This is a genomic window from Nocardia brasiliensis NBRC 14402, assembly GCF_000308475.2.
Lineage (GTDB): Bacteria > Actinomycetota > Actinomycetes > Mycobacteriales > Mycobacteriaceae > Nocardia > Nocardia brasiliensis.
On the sequence record NZ_BAFT02000066.1, the window covers coordinates 33,203 to 47,806 of the forward strand.

Annotated in this window: 13 protein-coding genes; 4 read left to right on the plus strand and 9 right to left on the minus strand. The window is 69.0% G+C overall.

Features of this window, described 5'->3' with window-relative positions; translation table 11 throughout:
* Positions 1-12 precede the first annotated feature (12 nt).
* The 7 genes from TY25_RS23680 to TY25_RS23710 form a co-directional block, all read right to left on the minus strand.
* Positions 13-1,377: an APC family permease gene (locus TY25_RS23680; protein ID WP_042259329.1), complete on the minus strand. Its 1,365-nt coding sequence runs from the start codon at positions 1,375-1,377 to the stop codon at positions 13-15.
* A 49-nt stretch (positions 1,378-1,426) separates the two neighbouring features.
* A complete protein-coding gene (locus tag TY25_RS23685; RefSeq protein ID WP_052383148.1) occupies positions 1,427-4,333 on the minus strand; it encodes an AfsR/SARP family transcriptional regulator in 2,907 nt (968 codons plus the stop codon).
* 317 nt (positions 4,334-4,650) lie between these two features.
* Positions 4,651-5,181 (minus strand): hypothetical protein, encoded by a 531-nt coding sequence (locus TY25_RS23690; protein ID WP_042259331.1) that lies wholly within the window; start codon positions 5,179-5,181, stop codon positions 4,651-4,653.
* On the minus strand, positions 5,178-5,747 hold the full coding sequence (locus TY25_RS23695) for a TetR/AcrR family transcriptional regulator (RefSeq protein ID WP_042259333.1): 570 nt from the start codon (positions 5,745-5,747) through the stop codon (positions 5,178-5,180). The genes TY25_RS23690 and TY25_RS23695 overlap by 4 nt, the downstream gene beginning before the upstream one ends.
* A gap of 63 nt (positions 5,748-5,810) precedes the next feature.
* The gene (locus TY25_RS23700) at positions 5,811-6,965 is read right to left on the minus strand and encodes a hypothetical protein (RefSeq protein WP_226887388.1); all 1,155 of its coding nucleotides are present in this window, start codon (positions 6,963-6,965) and stop codon (positions 5,811-5,813) included.
* A gap of 111 nt (positions 6,966-7,076) precedes the next feature.
* Positions 7,077-7,502 carry a tautomerase family protein gene (locus TY25_RS23705; protein ID WP_042259335.1) on the minus strand — a complete coding sequence of 142 codons (426 nt, stop codon included), beginning with the start codon at positions 7,500-7,502 and terminating at the stop codon, positions 7,077-7,079.
* Between the two features lie 24 nt (positions 7,503-7,526).
* Positions 7,527-8,228, minus strand: a complete 702-nt coding sequence (locus TY25_RS23710) for an SDR family oxidoreductase (protein ID WP_042259337.1) — start codon at positions 8,226-8,228, stop codon at positions 7,527-7,529.
* Between the two features lie 91 nt (positions 8,229-8,319).
* Between TY25_RS23710 and TY25_RS23715 the strand changes: the two genes are divergently transcribed.
* A complete protein-coding gene (locus tag TY25_RS23715; RefSeq protein ID WP_042259468.1) occupies positions 8,320-8,793 on the plus strand; it encodes a winged helix-turn-helix transcriptional regulator in 474 nt (157 codons plus the stop codon).
* On the opposite strand, the gene TY25_RS23720 is transcribed toward TY25_RS23715, so the two are convergent.
* Entirely contained in the window at positions 8,786-10,144 is a 1,359-nt protein-coding gene (locus TY25_RS23720) for a glycosyltransferase (protein WP_052383149.1), read from the minus strand. The genes TY25_RS23715 and TY25_RS23720 overlap by 8 nt on opposite strands.
* A 241-nt stretch (positions 10,145-10,385) precedes the next feature.
* On the opposite strand from TY25_RS23720, the gene TY25_RS23725 reads away from it, so the two are divergent.
* Both TY25_RS23725 and TY25_RS23730 read left to right on the plus strand, forming a co-directional pair.
* Positions 10,386-11,741: a glycoside hydrolase family 5 protein gene (locus tag TY25_RS23725; RefSeq protein ID WP_052383150.1), complete on the plus strand. Its 1,356-nt coding sequence runs from the start codon at positions 10,386-10,388 to the stop codon at positions 11,739-11,741.
* Positions 11,742-11,797: 56 nt separating this feature from the next.
* Positions 11,798-12,784 (plus strand): GDSL-type esterase/lipase family protein, encoded by a 987-nt coding sequence (locus TY25_RS23730; protein WP_042259338.1) that lies wholly within the window; start codon positions 11,798-11,800, stop codon positions 12,782-12,784.
* A 45-nt stretch (positions 12,785-12,829) separates the two neighbouring features.
* Here TY25_RS23730 and TY25_RS23735 read toward each other — a convergent pair whose 3' ends face one another.
* The gene (locus TY25_RS23735) at positions 12,830-13,630 is read right to left on the minus strand and encodes an SDR family NAD(P)-dependent oxidoreductase (RefSeq protein WP_042259340.1); all 801 of its coding nucleotides are present in this window, start codon (positions 13,628-13,630) and stop codon (positions 12,830-12,832) included.
* Between the two features lie 182 nt (positions 13,631-13,812).
* Between TY25_RS23735 and TY25_RS23740 the strand changes: the two genes are divergently transcribed.
* Positions 13,813-14,523, plus strand: a complete 711-nt coding sequence (locus tag TY25_RS23740; RefSeq protein WP_042259341.1) for an enoyl-CoA hydratase/isomerase family protein — start codon at positions 13,813-13,815, stop codon at positions 14,521-14,523.
* Positions 14,524-14,604 lie beyond the last annotated feature (81 nt).

The window sequence follows — 14,604 nt, forward strand, 5'->3', positions numbered from 1 at the left end:
GTGCCGGGCGCATTACGCCCTTCCCTCATCGGCGCGGGCAAAACGTTCGTCCGGCTCGGTGTCGGCGGACTCTCTGGCCCGTAGTTCGCCGCCGTTGCGGGCGCGGACCGCGTTGATGGCAGCGAGCGCGATGCCGAGGGCGACCAGGATCAGGCCGCGCAACCACACCTCGCCCTCGATCCGGGTGAACAGGAACAGGCACGACGCCAGGCCCAGCCACGGGATGAACACCGGCACCCGGAAATGGTCCGGTTCCCCGCCCGCGGCGCGGCGCAGCACCAGCACCGCGGCGTTGACGGCGGCGAACACGACGAGCAGCAACAGCACCAGAGTGGCTGCGAGCGAATCGACTTCGCCGGTCGAGGCGAGCACCAGGGAGACCGCGGAGGTCGCCAGGATCGCCACCCACGGCGTCCGCCGCCCCGGCAGCACCCGGGCGAAGAGCGGCGGCAGCAAGCCGTCCCGGGCCATGCCGTAGGTCAGCCGGGACGACATGATGCCGGTGAGCAGCGCCCCGTTCGCCACCGCCACCAGCGCGATCAGACTGAACAACCAATCCGGCAGCTCCCCGGCCGCCCGCACCACCTCGAGCAGCGGACCACTGGACCCGCTCAGTTGTCCGGTGGGCACACTGGCACTGGCCACGAAGCCGATCAGCACGTAGACCACCCCCGCGGTGAGCAGCGCGCCAAACAGCGCCCGCGGATACGAGCGCCGCGGGTTCTCGATCTCTTCGGCCAGATTCACCGAGGTCTCGAACCCGACGAACGAGTAGAACGCGAGCACGGTCCCGGCGAGTACCGCGCCGAACGGCCCGTGCTCGGCGGTGCCGACCTCGGTGACGCGATGCAGGTCGCCGTCGCCGCGCGCGATGATCCACGCGCCGAGCCCGATGATCAGGACCAGCCCGCCCAATTCGATCAGCGTCGCCGCGACATTGGCGCGCAGGGACTCTTTGATCCCGCGAATGTTGAGCGCGGCCAGCGCGGCCAGGAAGACCACCACGACCGCCGCCGCGGGCAACGAGATCAGCGCCTGCAGGTAGTCCCCGGCGAAGGCCCGGGCCAGCGCGCCCACCGAGACCAGCCCGGCCGCCAGCATGCAGAATCCGACGAACGAGCCGGCGGCGGGCCCGAATGCCGTGGTGACGTAGTGCGCGGACCCGCCCGCCCGCGGATACCGGGTCGCCAATTCGGCGTAGGACGCCGCGGTGAGGGTGGCGAGCGCGAGCGCGACCAGCAGGGGCAGCCAGACCGCGCCGCCGCTCTCCCCCGCCACCGAACCGACCAGCACATAGACGCCGGCGCCGAGGGTGTCGCCGAGTATGAAGAAATACAGCAGGGGTGTACTCACCGTCCGCTTCAACGCGAGGGTCATGCTGGTCCGATACCCAGATGATCTCTGTTGAAGCGCCGGCCCTCCGAGTTCAGCCGGCAGTGAGTGTGGCGGGCACCGGGTTCTCGGCCGGACGCCCGGGCACAGGCAAGCCGATATGGCGCCGCGATTGCGCGACTTTGCGCATGATCGGCTCGGCTTCCTCGCCGCGCCCGGCGGCGGTGAGCGCGCGGCTGTACACCCGCATGGCGCGCAGCCGACGCACCGTGGCCGAGACCTCGGTGAGCGCCCGCACGGCCTCCGCCGCGATCGGCACCGCGGCTTCGGCATCGCCGCTGCAGAGGGTCACCTCGGCGAGCCGGGCCAGCGCCCAGCCCTCCTGATGCCGGCGTCCGTCACGGCGGGCCACCGCGAGCGCCCGCTCGCACAGTTCCCGGCCTTCCGCCGGATCGCCCCGCTGCAACGTCGCGAAACCCAACTCGTGCAACGCCATTGATTCGAGCCGCAGGCTTCCCACCATGCGCGCGAGGAACAGGGCTTTGCCCGCGGCCTCGACCGCTTCCGGCCAGCGCCGCGCGTCGCAGTAGGCGCGGGCCAGGGTCGCCCAGCCCATCCCCTCGCTCCACTGGTTGCCGTCCTGGCGGCCCAGTTCGATGGCCCGCCGGAAGTGCTCCACGGCCACATCCACCTTTTCCTGGTAGGCCATGGCCGTGCCGAGCATCTGTTCGGCGAGGATGGCGCCGGGGCGGTCGCCCGCCTCGCGCAGCATCGCACCGGCCTGGCGCAGGATGTGCCCGGCACTCAGATCGCCCATGCCGACCAACCGGGCGACGGCGGCGGCCAGTTGGGCGCGCGCGGTGGTCCGCAGGTCGCCGTCGTTCTCCGCGGCGTGACTCATCAATTCGAGCGCCTCGGCCACCTGCGGCAGATGCTCGCCGGCGTCCCCGCCGACGGCCAGCGACAGCGCGAGATCGACTGCGAGCGCGCGGGTCTGCGCCCCGGGCAGTTCGGTGACCTGCCGATAGAGCGCGACCAGGCCGGATCGCTCGGTCATCGCCCATACGGCACATTGCCGTTCGTCGGTGAAGCGCTGCCCGGCCCGCTCGGTGACGGCGTAATACTCCGTGCCGACACCCGGATCGCGAAGTTCCACAATGTTTTTCGCGCTCGCCAGATAGAAGTCGAGCAGCCTGCGCAGGGCGAACGGCCATTCCTGCTGCTGCAACCGACCGGCCACGCCGCGGGCGAACAGCCGCAACAGGTCGTGATAGCGGTAGCGGCCCCATTCCGGGGTCTGCAACATGCCCAGATCGACCAGTGCTTCGCAAAGCCGCTCGGCCTCGGCCGGCTCCCGGTCGATCAGCGCGGCGATCGCGGCGACCGACAGGTCGGGCGCGTCGGAGAACGAGACCAGGACGAACACGCGCGCCAGCTCGGGCGCGAGTTGCCGGTAACTGTCCCGGAACACGTGTTCCACACTGGTATTGCCGACCGTGAGTTCGGCGAGCCGGCCGCGCTCGTCGGCCAGCCGCTCGGCCACGGCGGCGAGCCGCCAGTTCGGCCGGCTCGCCAGCCGCGCGCCGACGATCCGCAGCGAAACCGGCAGATGCCCGCACGCGTGTAGGATTTCGCGCGCGGCGTCCGGCTCGTCCGATACCCGCCGCACCGAAGCCATGCGCTCCAACAGCGTCAGCGATTCGTCCGGGGTGAGCACGTCCAGCGGAACCAGCCGCGCGCCGAACAATTCCGCCAGGCTCGAACGGCTGGTCACCAGTACCGCCGCCGTGCCGGGACCGGGCAGCAGCGGGGTGAGGTGCTCGACGTCGCGCGCGTTGTCCAGCACCAGCAGCGCTCGCTTGTCCGCCACGGTGTCGCGCCACAGCGCGGTGCGCTCGGTCAGCTCCGCGGGCAGCTCGCCGGGCTCGGTGCCGAACGCGCGCAACGCGACCGCCAGCAGCACCTCGGCCGAGCGCGGATGTTCGTCCATGCCACCGAGATCGAGGTACAGCACGCCGTCCGGATAGTGTTTGCGCGCGCGATGCGCGAGATGCACTGCCAGCGTGGTCTTTCCGACACCGCCGAGGCCGGTTATCGCGATCACGGGGCGCCCGGTGCAGTCCGCGTCGAGCAGTCCGCCCAACTCCCGGGCCAGTTCCGCGCGCCCGACGAAGTCGGCGATATCCGGCGGCAACTGCGCCGGGACGCGCGGGAGATCGAAGCTCTTCGGAGCGGGCGGCGGTTCGTAGGCGGGCTCGGTGTCCATCGACTCGGCCAACAGGATCTGCTGATGCAGGCGCACCAGCTCCGGCCCGGGCTCCAGGCCGAGTTCATCGGCGAGCAGCCGGCGCGCGGTCCGGTAGACCTCCAGCGCCTCGACCCGCCTGCCGCTGCGGTGCAGCGCGATCATCAGCAGTTCGTACCACCGCTCGCAGTGCGGATCGGCGGCGATCAGCGCCTCCGACTCCGCGACGGCGGTCGCGTACCGGCCGAGATCCAGCGCCACCGAGACCCCGACTTCGTACATCGCCAGGCGCAACCGATCCAGCCGCGTCCGCTCACCTTCGGCCCAGGGGCCGGGCAGCCCGATCAGCGGATCGCCGCGCCACAGCTGCTGGGCAGCGGCCAGCTTGGCGTTCGCGTCGTCGGCCGCGCCCGCTCGCCGATCGGCTTCCGCGGCCGCGATCAGGTCCTCGACCGCGATGACGTCGAACTCCACCGGCACCCCGAGGCGGTAGCCGCCGCGCGTAGAATCGAGCCACTCGGTCCCCGCACCCGGGTGCCCGTGCGCGTCGAACTGCCTGCGCAGGGCGAGCACATGATTGCGCAGCACACTGCCGGCGGTCTTGGGCGGGCGCGCGGACCACAGGCGCGCGACCAATTGCGTCGTCGAAAGCGTGCGTCCGGGCTCGGCCGCGAGCATGGCCAGTACGGCCAGCAACTGCGGGGCGGCGAGGTCGAGCTGCTTGTCGCCCAGCCAGACCTCGACCGGGCCCAACATCCGTAACCGAAGTGCGGCCGGCCCCGCCCCGTCGAGTCCTGAACATTGCTGCGGTGCCACTCGAATCCCTCACATCCCGTCAGCGCAGACCATGCCGGTACAGCGGACTCACCGGAATATGCGAGCAGTTAGGCGACCACCGGTCGCCGTCACCTCTGCGGATGGCAAGTCGGCCATGTAATGACCGTAGAAGCGTGCCGACCGGACGGCAATCCGAGATTACCCGAAGATGATCGAGAAATTACGGGGCGGTGCGACAAGCGCTGCGCCGACCTCGGACCGGGGATCCTACCTGGCACCAGTGCGCGCCGGCGATCTCACCGGGCACCTTCGGGCAGCAGATGCGCGAGCAGCAACTTGATCAGCAGCACCGGAGCGAACCACGCCAGCGCATGCGGCACCGTCAGCACGCTGGTCACGCCGACGATCGCGAAGGCCGTGACCCCGAACGCGATCGGCCGACGCAGCTCCTCCGGCGAGATCGTGACCGCGACCGCGCCGATCATCGCGAGTGCGTAGACGACCAGCGCGCTCGTCCAGGTGAAGCCCGGCACCACCGCCGCCAAGATGAACGGCTGTAGGTGGATCGCGACGAAGCCGAGATGGTGGGCGGCGGTCCGGCCGGGTCGGTGGTACCAGCGTTTCGCCGAGTCCGTCGCATTGACGACGGCGCCGCCGAACATGTCGAAGGCGACCACGGCGACGATCGCGGCTCGCCACACCGCCAGGTCGGCGTGCAGGCTCAGCGCGAAAGCTGTTGCCGCACCGGCGAATGCCGCCGCGAAAGCGGTGGTGACCTCGCCGTGGCTCGCGTTCGGAGCGATCAGTCGATCGGTGAGCGTGGTCATTTCCGGATTCCTTCCACACAGAGCTGCACCAGCGGGTCGGCCAGCTCGCGCAGCGAGACCTGCGGGTCGGCCAGCGCCTGCACCAGGCAGCCCTCGATCGCGCCGACGATCACCGCGGCATGGCGAGTGTCGATGCCGTCGCGGAGTTCGCCGTCGGCCTGCGCCTGAGCGAGGAGATCGGCGACGGCGTCACGGTATTCGCGATACATGGCGGCCAGGTCGAGCGGCGGATTCGAGGCCCATACGTCCAGCAGCACGCGTGCGTGATCCGGATGCGCGGCGAGCAGGTCCACGATGCCGCGCACCAGACGCGTCAATCGCGTCAGCCCGCTCCCCGCACCGAGGTCGCCGAGCACCTTCGCGGCCCGTGCCGAATAACTCTCGAAAACGCCGGACAGCAACGCATCCCGGCTGTCGAAGTACAGATACACACTGCCCTTCGCGATGCCGGCCGCCGCCGCGACATCCTCGATCCGCGCCGCCGCGAACCCTTTACGAGCGAACACCCGAACAGCGGCGTCGAGGATCTCCTCCTGCCGCGCAACCCGATCAACTCTCTTCGGCACAGGCTTATTATGAATGACCAGTCAGTCATAAATCAACCCCCGCGGCACGCACTCGGCGCATGCCTACGGACGCATATCGTCCTGGCCGCGAACGCTGCCGGGCGCCGGATTCCAACCGCTGGGGCCGAAGACCCACCGTTCGTTGCTGCCGTCACGGGTGTCGTAGGTGGCGCCGAACGGCAGGTGCGTGACCTCTCCGCTGTAGTACGCCAAGCGGAGCATGTCGACGGCCAGCCAGTAGGCGTGATGGGCAGCCGTCGATTCCCACTCCGCGCGTTCGAGTGCCGTCAGGAAGTGCTCGTCGCGGCGTAAAGCGTCGCCGTTCGGGCAAGTCCAGTACAGCACTCGCTCCGGACCGCTGTAGCCGCGCGGGACCAGCTCGCGCGGCGTGCCGCACACAGCGCACGGTCCCACCGCCCGCGGCGCGAAACGGTCTCTCAGCCAATGCAGGTCGATGATGCTGTGCTCGGTGTCGCGGGCACAACTGCCGCCGGCCGGGACCGCACAGTCCGGACAACGCATGTCCTTGAATCCGTCGCCGGTATCGGGCCAGCCGGCGGGCCACCGCGCACCGCAGCGCAGGCAACGGAACTGCGCCCGCTGGGCGGCGGTAACCGAGAACTGCGTGACGAACCCAGGCTTGTCGCGCAACGGCCCCAAATACCCGGGATAGGTGCCCAACTCCGCGCGCGGCCATCCGCCTGCTCGCTCCTGCGGCCACAGCAGGCCGATGACCTCGTGCACCGCCTGTCGATCCCAGGCCACGCCGGGTCGAGCCGGAAGCCTTGCGGCATTGAGATACTCGGTCAAATCGTCGAGGTCCGACAGCGATGACGCGTTCTTCCGCGCGAGCTCCCATACCCCGGTTTCGTCGTACCCGGCCCGGAGTGCCGCCGGTATATCGGCCCATTGCAACGCGATTCGAATCTGGTCCTGATGCCTGCGCTCGGCCGCGGCTCGGGCGGCCGATGCCGCGCGCTCGTCCGCGCTGCCCGGCCACGGCTCCACCGACCGATCGCCGTACACCCGGCGGGGTAGCCCCGTCAGCGCCCCGGCACCGGGCGGAAGCACATCCTCGTCGTGATAGTAGCCGTGCCGGCGGCCCGCCTGTCGATCGAACTCGGCGAACCCCGCCTTCATTCTGGCGATATCTTCCTTGCTGATCTTCTGCGAGTCCTCCGGCGGCCTGAAATGGCGCCCACCGACTTCCTGCGTCACCGCTCACCCTCCCCGTCACGGCCTGAAATTCGTGCAGACGAACGGTACCTGGCGTCTGCCGTCGAGCCGAGTCGACACCGACGGAAGGCGGTTCGGGGCCGGGTGCCCGGCTCAGTATGGGAGTGCTGAATTATGTTCGGCCCAGAGCTTTTCGGTGGCGGAGCCGCCGGGTGGGGGGACCAGGCCGTTGATCATCCAGAGGTCTTCGCTGGTTTCGTCGGCGTGGAACTCCCAGTGCAGGTTCGGGTGCCGGGCCAGGTGGGGGTGCAGGATGGTCTTGATCCATTGCGCAGTGCGGCGGCGGCTTTCCCGGTCGGGATTGCGGCGAGCAATGTGGTCGATGACGACGCGCACGCCGGCCGGGGTGGGTTCGCCGCCGACGTAGAAGTTCTCCGGACGGGTTTCCTGGAAGACGGTGACGACGTAGAACCTCGGCAGGCCGACCTTTTCGTAGTGGTCGGCGATACGCATGGCCAACTGGCGTTTCTCGTCGTCACCGAAAACGCCGGGCGTGTGATGGATTGTCCACAGGGGCATGACTTTTCGTACTCCTAGGCGAGATCAGCGGGCGACCGCGAAGGTCAACCGCTCGACCGGACCGGACAGCGCCGCCTTGACCTCCACAGTGACGGCGTCGGCGAGCACTTCGGTGTCCCCCGCCGCCACGCCGTCCAGGATCCGCGCGGCGATCTCGACGGGCGTGGCCTTGGGCTGGGCGACGGCGGCGACCATGTCGGTATCAATGAAGCCCGCGTGCACCCCGACGACCTGGGTCCGCTGCCGCGCCAACTCGACTCGCAGCGAGTTGGTGACCGACCACGCCGCCGCCTTGGACGCCCCGTACGCACCACTGCCCGCCAGCCAGGACAGCACCGAGTGCATGTTCACCAGTGCCCCACCGCCGTTCGCGGCCAGGATCGGCGCGAACGCCCGCGCCACGCGCAGCGGCCCGAACACGTTGACGTCGAATGTCTCGGTGACACTGTCGAAGTCGCCCGTCGACAAGGCCGCCGGCAGCAATATTCCGGCGTTGTTGAACACGATCTCGGCATCGGAAGCAAGCTCCGCCAGCTCCGCGACCGATTCGGCGGAACGCACCTCGAGCGCGGCGGTGATCACCTCCGGGCGCGGATCCGAGTATGCCGAGCGGGCAGTGGAGTACACCTTGCGCGCCCCGCGCGCCAGCAGTTCGTCGACCAGTGCCGCACCGAGCCCGCGCCGACCACCGGTCACCACGGCCACCTTGCCTGCTATTGCCACCATGCATCCTCCATCTTAGTAACGATGTCGTTAGTTAGATGGAAGCACAGCATCGCTGACTAACGCAAGCGTTAGTTATACTGGCCGGGTGGCGATGGAGTTCGAGAGAAAGTTGCGCGACCGCGACGCGTGGTCGATCGGCGAAGGCTGTTCGGCCGAGCGCGTCCTGCGCCTGCTGAGCACCAGGACGGTGTTTCTCGTGATTCGCGAATGCTTCTACGGCACAACACGGTTCGAGGACTTCGTGAGCCGCATCGACACCTCCGCCCCTGCGGTGTCCCGGGCGCTCAAACAGCTGGAAGGCGCGGGCATCGTCGCGCGCGTGCCCTATCGAGAGCCCGGAAAACGAATCCACGACGAGTACCGCCTGACGGCGTCCGGTGAGGACATGCTGCCGGTGTTCCTGTCGCTGGTGCAGTGGGGCGACAAATACCTGCAGGACGGCCGCCCGCCGCTGACCTTCGTCGACGCGGAGACCGGCCGACCCCTACGGGTCCGGATCACCACCGAGCCCGTCCCGGAACCGTCCTCGGACGATATCGAGATCCGGCTGAACCCGGCTAGGTGAGCCTGCGGGCATCCTCGCCGTCACCGCGCACCAGCGGTTCCATTTCGCCGGGCGTGATCGCCGGAAATGTCCCGCTCTCCGTCCGTCGCACGACTCGCGGCACGGATCGCGTTGCGGCGCTTCGATTTCCGGCGCGGAAAAGTTGCCGTTCGAGCAAGTCTGCGCCGTGCGGGGTGCCGCCCGCCGCGGCGAAACCCGCCGCGACCCGTTCCGCCCCGGCCCGGCAGGTCAGTGCCCGATCGATCGCGGCCCGCAGATTCGACACGCTCATCCGCTTTTTCGGCACCCAGGTGCCCGCCTCGTTCGTCACCACGCGGCGCGCGACTTCGGACTGATCCCGCCCGAACGGCACGACGCACACCGGCACACCCGCGGCGAGCGCCTTCTGCGTGATGCCCATCCCGCCGTGCGACACGACGACGGCCGTGCGGTCGAGCAACAAGTGATGCGGCAGAAAGGATTCGACCCGAGCGTTCGCTGGTACCCGAAAGGTCGCCGGGTCGATCGCGCCGGTGGTGACCACCGTGCACACATCGCTGTCCGCGAGCGCGTCCATCGCGGCCTGCGCCAGTTGCCCGTCGTCCTGGAATTCGGTGGAGCAGGTGACCAGGGCCAGTGGCCGATCGATCTCGTCGAGCCACCCCGGACGCTCACCCGCGGGAGCCCACAGGCCGGGACCGATCTGCCGCACCGAGTCGGGCCAGTCGCTGCGCTCGTCGTCGAACGGCGGCGCGGTGAAGTTCAACAGCAGCGGAGGCTGTTCCAGATAGTCGAGCGCATGATCCAGCGCGGCCAACCCGTACTGGCGCCGCGCATCGTTGAGCGCGGGCAGCATGTCGTCCCACAGCCGGTTCAACACCCACTGGACTCCGCTGTCACGCAACCGCCCGAGCGGCCCGGACATGGGATACAGCCCGGGCCCGAACGGCGGTACCTCCCGCGATCGGATCGGCAGCAGCATCGGCGCCCACGAGGCCCACGGCAGTCCGCTCGCCGCGGCGTAGGTCTGCGCGCCCACCGTCGTCACATCGACCAGCAGCGCGTCCGGACGTTCGGCGCGCACCGCGCCGCGAATGGCCGCGATCTCGTCCGGGATCCGCGCCACCAGAGCACGCATGGCGGCCCGCAGCGCGCCGATCTTCGAAGTAGCCGCCCAATCGTCGAGGGTGTCCTGCGCCAACCGCGCGGGCAGCTCGATAACGTCGATACCCAGCCGATCGAGAGCTTTCTCACTTCCCGGGAGCGTCATCACGGTGACGTCGTGTCCCCGCTTTACCAGTTCTGCCAGGACCGGAGCTATCGGATAGAGGTGGCCCTTGGCCGGCGAAGTGAATGCCAGGATCTTGGTCATGACTCAAGCTAACTCATAGCTATCACTATTGCAGCCTAGGTCGAATGCTACGTTGTGGACCATGAGCTTCTGGGGTGGCCGTCGACGTAGCGCGCTCAATTTGTGCACATCAACAGTTTTGACGGCGCTGAGCCTGACGATCGGTGCAACTTCAGCTGCGGCAACCGACCCGAATTCCGGAGAAATCGGACTTCCTGCGCAATCTTCTGGCAAATGGCTAACCGACAGCGCCGGGCGGGTCGTGGTGCTGCACGGCGAGAACATCGCCGACAAACGTGCGCCATATCTCCCTTCCGCCGCCGGATTCGGGGCCGAAGATGCCGAACTGCTCGCGCGCGAGGGCTTCAACGCGGTCCGGCTCGCCCTCTTCTGGGCCGCCGCCGAGCCGGTCGCCGGCCAGTACGACGACGCCTATCTCTCCGATATCGCGCGAACCGTCGGCCTGCTGCACGAGCACGGCATCGTGACCGAACTGGAGTTCCACCAGGACATCTGGTCCGCGAAGTACGGCGGGGACGGCGCACCGGACTGGGCCGCGATCGACGACGGATTACCCAGCGGCGCAAGCGATCTGGTAGCCGCGAACCTGTCGAATATCGCCTATTGGCGCGCCACCGACAATTTCTATGCCAATCGGCCCGGCCCCGGCGGTATCGGCATCCGGGACAGGTTCTTGCGGATGTGGACCCACGTGGCCGGATTCTTCGCGGGCACACCGGGTTTGATCGGCTACGGGCCGCTGAACCAACCGCCCGCGGGCGCGGCGTTCCTGCCGTGCCTGGCCGATGCCTGCCCGACGGTGACGGTCGAGCACTTGCGCGCGCTCAACCGGGACGCCACCGCCGCGATCCGGCAGGGCGACCCCGCCACCCCGGTGTGGGTGGCACCGCTGATCACCGCCAACTACGGCACACGGCCCGAGCTGGGCCGACCACCGGACGCGAACGTCGTGTACGGCTTCAACTCCTACTGTGTGGTCGCGGCGCTGCAGGGCGGCGGCGGACTGGGTTGCGCGCCGCAGTGGGAGGCGAGCGTCGCTCGCGCGGCGGAATATTCGGCAGTGGCCGACGTACCGGCGGTCGTCACGGAGTTCGGTGCGACAGGCGCGGCCGACGCGCTGAGCGAGACCGCGGAGATCTTCGACCGCAACCAGAACAGCTGGCTGCACTGGACATATTTCGGTGGTGACCCGGCCACCGTGTCCAAAGACGCTGACGCACAGGCCATCGTGACCGACGGCCACGCCCCGCGCACCCCCGGCAACGTACGCGAAGCCAACCTCGACGCGCTGGCCCGCCCCTATCCGCAGCTCACCGCGGGCACACCCGGGCCTTGGCGCTTCGACCGCGGCACAGGCGTGTTCACCTACTCGTGGCGCACCGCGCGGGTCACCGGCGGGGTCTTCGACGACGGCGCCGAAACGGTCATCGCGGTGCCGCAGCGGCAATACCGCGCGGGCTACCACTTGCGCATCGACGGCGGCACAAGGGTTTCCGAGCCGGGCGCGACGCAGCTGCGGATCGCGTCCTGTCCTGGCGCCGGACAGGTCGCGGTGACGGTGCTCCCGGGCACCGGGCCCGATCAGCAGAGCTGTTGAGCCTGCGCGCGAAACATCCGGCTCGGCCGGACCACCCGAGAAAGAGGACGACACCGATGAAGGTCTTGCGAATCAGTTCGGTTGTCGCCACCGCGATAGCGATGGCGACGGTGTGCCTGGCTCCGGCCGCGACGGCGGCCGAACCCGGCGTCCGCTACGTGGCATTCGGGGACAGCATGACCGTGGCGCCGCACGGTGGCGGCGACGGTGTGTTCGGTCTGCCCGCGTACCAGGCGCAGCCGAAGACCGTGCCGGCGCCCAATCCGCTGGCCTGCGCGCGCAGTAACTTCGGCTGGCCCTCGATCATGGCCGCGCAGCGGGGGCTCGGCGCACCGCAAACCGGCGACTGGGCCGACTACGCCTGCCAGTCCGCCACCACCGACACCGAGCCCGTGAACAACCTGCGCACGCAGATCGATCAATCCATCCACGACGGAATGCTCGGACCCGCAACGCGATTGGTGACCATCCAGATCTCGGCCAACGACGTCTGGCACCCCGGGCAGGTCTCCAACTACGCCTACACGCTCGCCATGTGCCTCACCGATATCGTGCGCGGCTGCGACTACCGCACCGATCCGGACCACTACATCGACGCCGACGCGATCACCGGACCCAACCTGGCGCACCGGCTCACCGCGGGCCTCCGCGGCGACATGATCGGCGCCGTCCGCGCCGCCGCACCCCACGCGCAGATCCGCCTGGTCGGCTACGAGGACCAGAACCCACCGCCGGGTGTCCCCTTCACCTGCTTCTCCGTCTTCGGCCTGCGCTTCCAGTGGCCGCAATACCGAACCGCCTACGCGCACAAGCTGACCGACAACATCGAGAACGCGATGAGCGCGGCCGCCGACCAGATCGGCATCGGCTTCTGGTCCCTGCGACCGGTCGGCATCGGCCGCGACCTCTGCGCCCCCGCCACCCACTGGACCGGCCTCGCCGACCCCGGCGAACCGTTCTTCCCCTTCCACCCCAACCTACAGGCGCACTTCGACCAAGGCTCGTTCCTCAACAGGATCCGACTGGCGGAAGGCATCGCCTAGGGGTGAAGCCGGATCGGCCGAGCTGTCAACAGGTTTCAGTACACCTCACTGGACTCTCCGGTAGACCGCGCGCACGAGCGGGCTTATCAACGCGCGCGGAGTGTACTGACCACAGAAGGTCTGTACCTTGGCGAAGACGCCCGGAACGACCCGGCGGCGCCCGTCGGCCAAGCCCGAAAGCGCCTCGGCGGCAGCCCGTTCCGCACTCACCCAGCACAGCGCGGGCAGCATCGTGTCCAGCTTCGGCACCCCCGCCACCTCCGCGTACTCGGTACGGACCGGGCCGGGCGCGAGCAGTGTGCACCGTACACCGGTGCCCGCCAGCTCACCGTGCAACGATTCGGCCAGGGTGTTGGCGAACGCTTTGCCCGCCGCGTAGGTGGCGTTACCGGGTCCGGGTTGGTTGCCCGCGGTGGAGCCGGTGATGAGGATCGCGCCCGCGTCCCGGTGCACCATCCCGGGCAGCACGGCTAGCGTGAGATCGTGCATCGCGACGCAGTTCAGTTCCACCTGCTGCCGCTCCCGGGCCGGATCGGCTTGCGCGAGTTCACCATAGGTTGCGAAGCCGGCGTTATTGCACAGCACCGTGATCTCGCGTTCGGACAGCTCCGCGCACAGTTTCGCGCGGGCGTCCCGGTCGGACAGGTCGACGGCGCGGATCTCGGCCGCGACCCGATAGCTGCCGGACAGCCGGTCGGCGAGGGCACGCAGCCGATCCGCACGCCGCGCCACCAGGATCAGCGAATGGCCCTGCCGGGCCAAACCTTCCGCGAGCGCTTCGCCGATACCGGAGGACGCTCCCGTGACGACCGCGCGAGCGGTGGGTGTGGGTGCGGGCAAACTCATCGGATTCTCCTCGCTGTTCAGAATGGGGTCAGCGCGTGCGCCGTCACCGTGGCGCCGACTGTCACCAATGTTCGCAGTGCACCCGGCCCGTTGCGGTGACTGTCCCCTGCCGCGATGCGCCGGAAGTGCGCCGCGTGGTGTGTCAGCCTTATCCGCGCGAGGTGAGGCGCTATGTTGCCCGGATGCCGTATCTGCGACGAGAAGGACCGGTGTTCATCGCGCATCTGGGCAACAGGGATGAACGGGACACGGAGAACAGATTCAATCCCGAGTGGATCGCGGCGTTGGACGCGATCCTCGACGAGGCCACCACCACCGGCGGACCCGCCGCCCTGGTCACCACCGGTACCGGGAAGTTCTACTCGACCGGTGCCGACCTGGCCTGGGCCGCAGCACATCCCGACGCTATCGACGCCTATCTCACCGACCTGCAACGCCTGCTCGCCCGCATCCTCACACTGCCCATTCCGACGGTTGCCGCGGTGAACGGGCACGTCTTCGGCGCGGGTGCGTTCCTCGCCGTCGCCCACGACCGACGCATCATGCGCAGCGACCGCGGCTACTTCTGTTTCCCCGGCGTGACGCTCGGCGCCGACTACGCCCCGGCATCGGTAGAGCTGGTGCAGTCCCGTTTGCCCGCGCATCTGGCCCACCACGCGCTGGTCTCCGGTCAGCGCTACAACGGTCCCGACGCCCTCGCCGCGGGTCTGGTCGACGCCGTCGCCGATGACGACGCCGTCCTGCCCGCCGCGATCCGGTACGCCGAAGGGCTGGCCCACACCAGCGGACCGGTGCTCGGGCACATCAAATCGTGCCTGCACACCGCGGCGGCGAACGCCCTGCGCGAACCGGTCACCGGCTACAACCACCACGCGCTCGCCAGCCAGTCCTAGCCCCTGTCGCCGCGACCGCACCGACGAAGTCCGGGTCGGTGCGGCCGCGCCGGACAGGCCATCGCCCCGTTCCTGTTTGAG

Excerpts from the sequence above, each read along its gene's own strand:
- TY25_RS23710 (WP_042259337.1), bottom strand. The coding sequence starts at position 8,228 with ATGGTGGCAATAGCAGGCAAGGTGGCCGTGGTGACCGGTGGTCGGCGC.
- TY25_RS23685 (WP_052383148.1), bottom strand. The coding sequence starts at position 4,333 with ATGTTGGGCCCGGTCGAGGTCTGGCTGGGCGACAAGCAGCTCGACCTC.
- TY25_RS23680 (WP_042259329.1), bottom strand. The coding sequence starts at position 1,377 with ATGACCCTCGCGTTGAAGCGGACGGTGAGTACACCCCTGCTGTATTTC.
- TY25_RS23730 (WP_042259338.1), top strand. The coding sequence starts at position 11,798 with ATGAAGGTCTTGCGAATCAGTTCGGTTGTCGCCACCGCGATAGCGATG.
- TY25_RS23690 (WP_042259331.1), bottom strand. The coding sequence starts at position 5,181 with ATGACCACGCTCACCGATCGACTGATCGCTCCGAACGCGAGCCACGGC.
- TY25_RS23705 (WP_042259335.1), bottom strand. The coding sequence starts at position 7,502 with ATGCCCCTGTGGACAATCCATCACACGCCCGGCGTTTTCGGTGACGAC.
- TY25_RS23735 (WP_042259340.1), bottom strand. The coding sequence starts at position 13,630 with ATGAGTTTGCCCGCACCCACACCCACCGCTCGCGCGGTCGTCACGGGA.
- TY25_RS23740 (WP_042259341.1), top strand. The coding sequence starts at position 13,813 with ATGCCGTATCTGCGACGAGAAGGACCGGTGTTCATCGCGCATCTGGGC.
- TY25_RS23720 (WP_052383149.1), bottom strand. The coding sequence starts at position 10,144 with ATGACCAAGATCCTGGCATTCACTTCGCCGGCCAAGGGCCACCTCTAT.
- TY25_RS23715 (WP_042259468.1), top strand. The coding sequence starts at position 8,320 with ATGGAGTTCGAGAGAAAGTTGCGCGACCGCGACGCGTGGTCGATCGGC.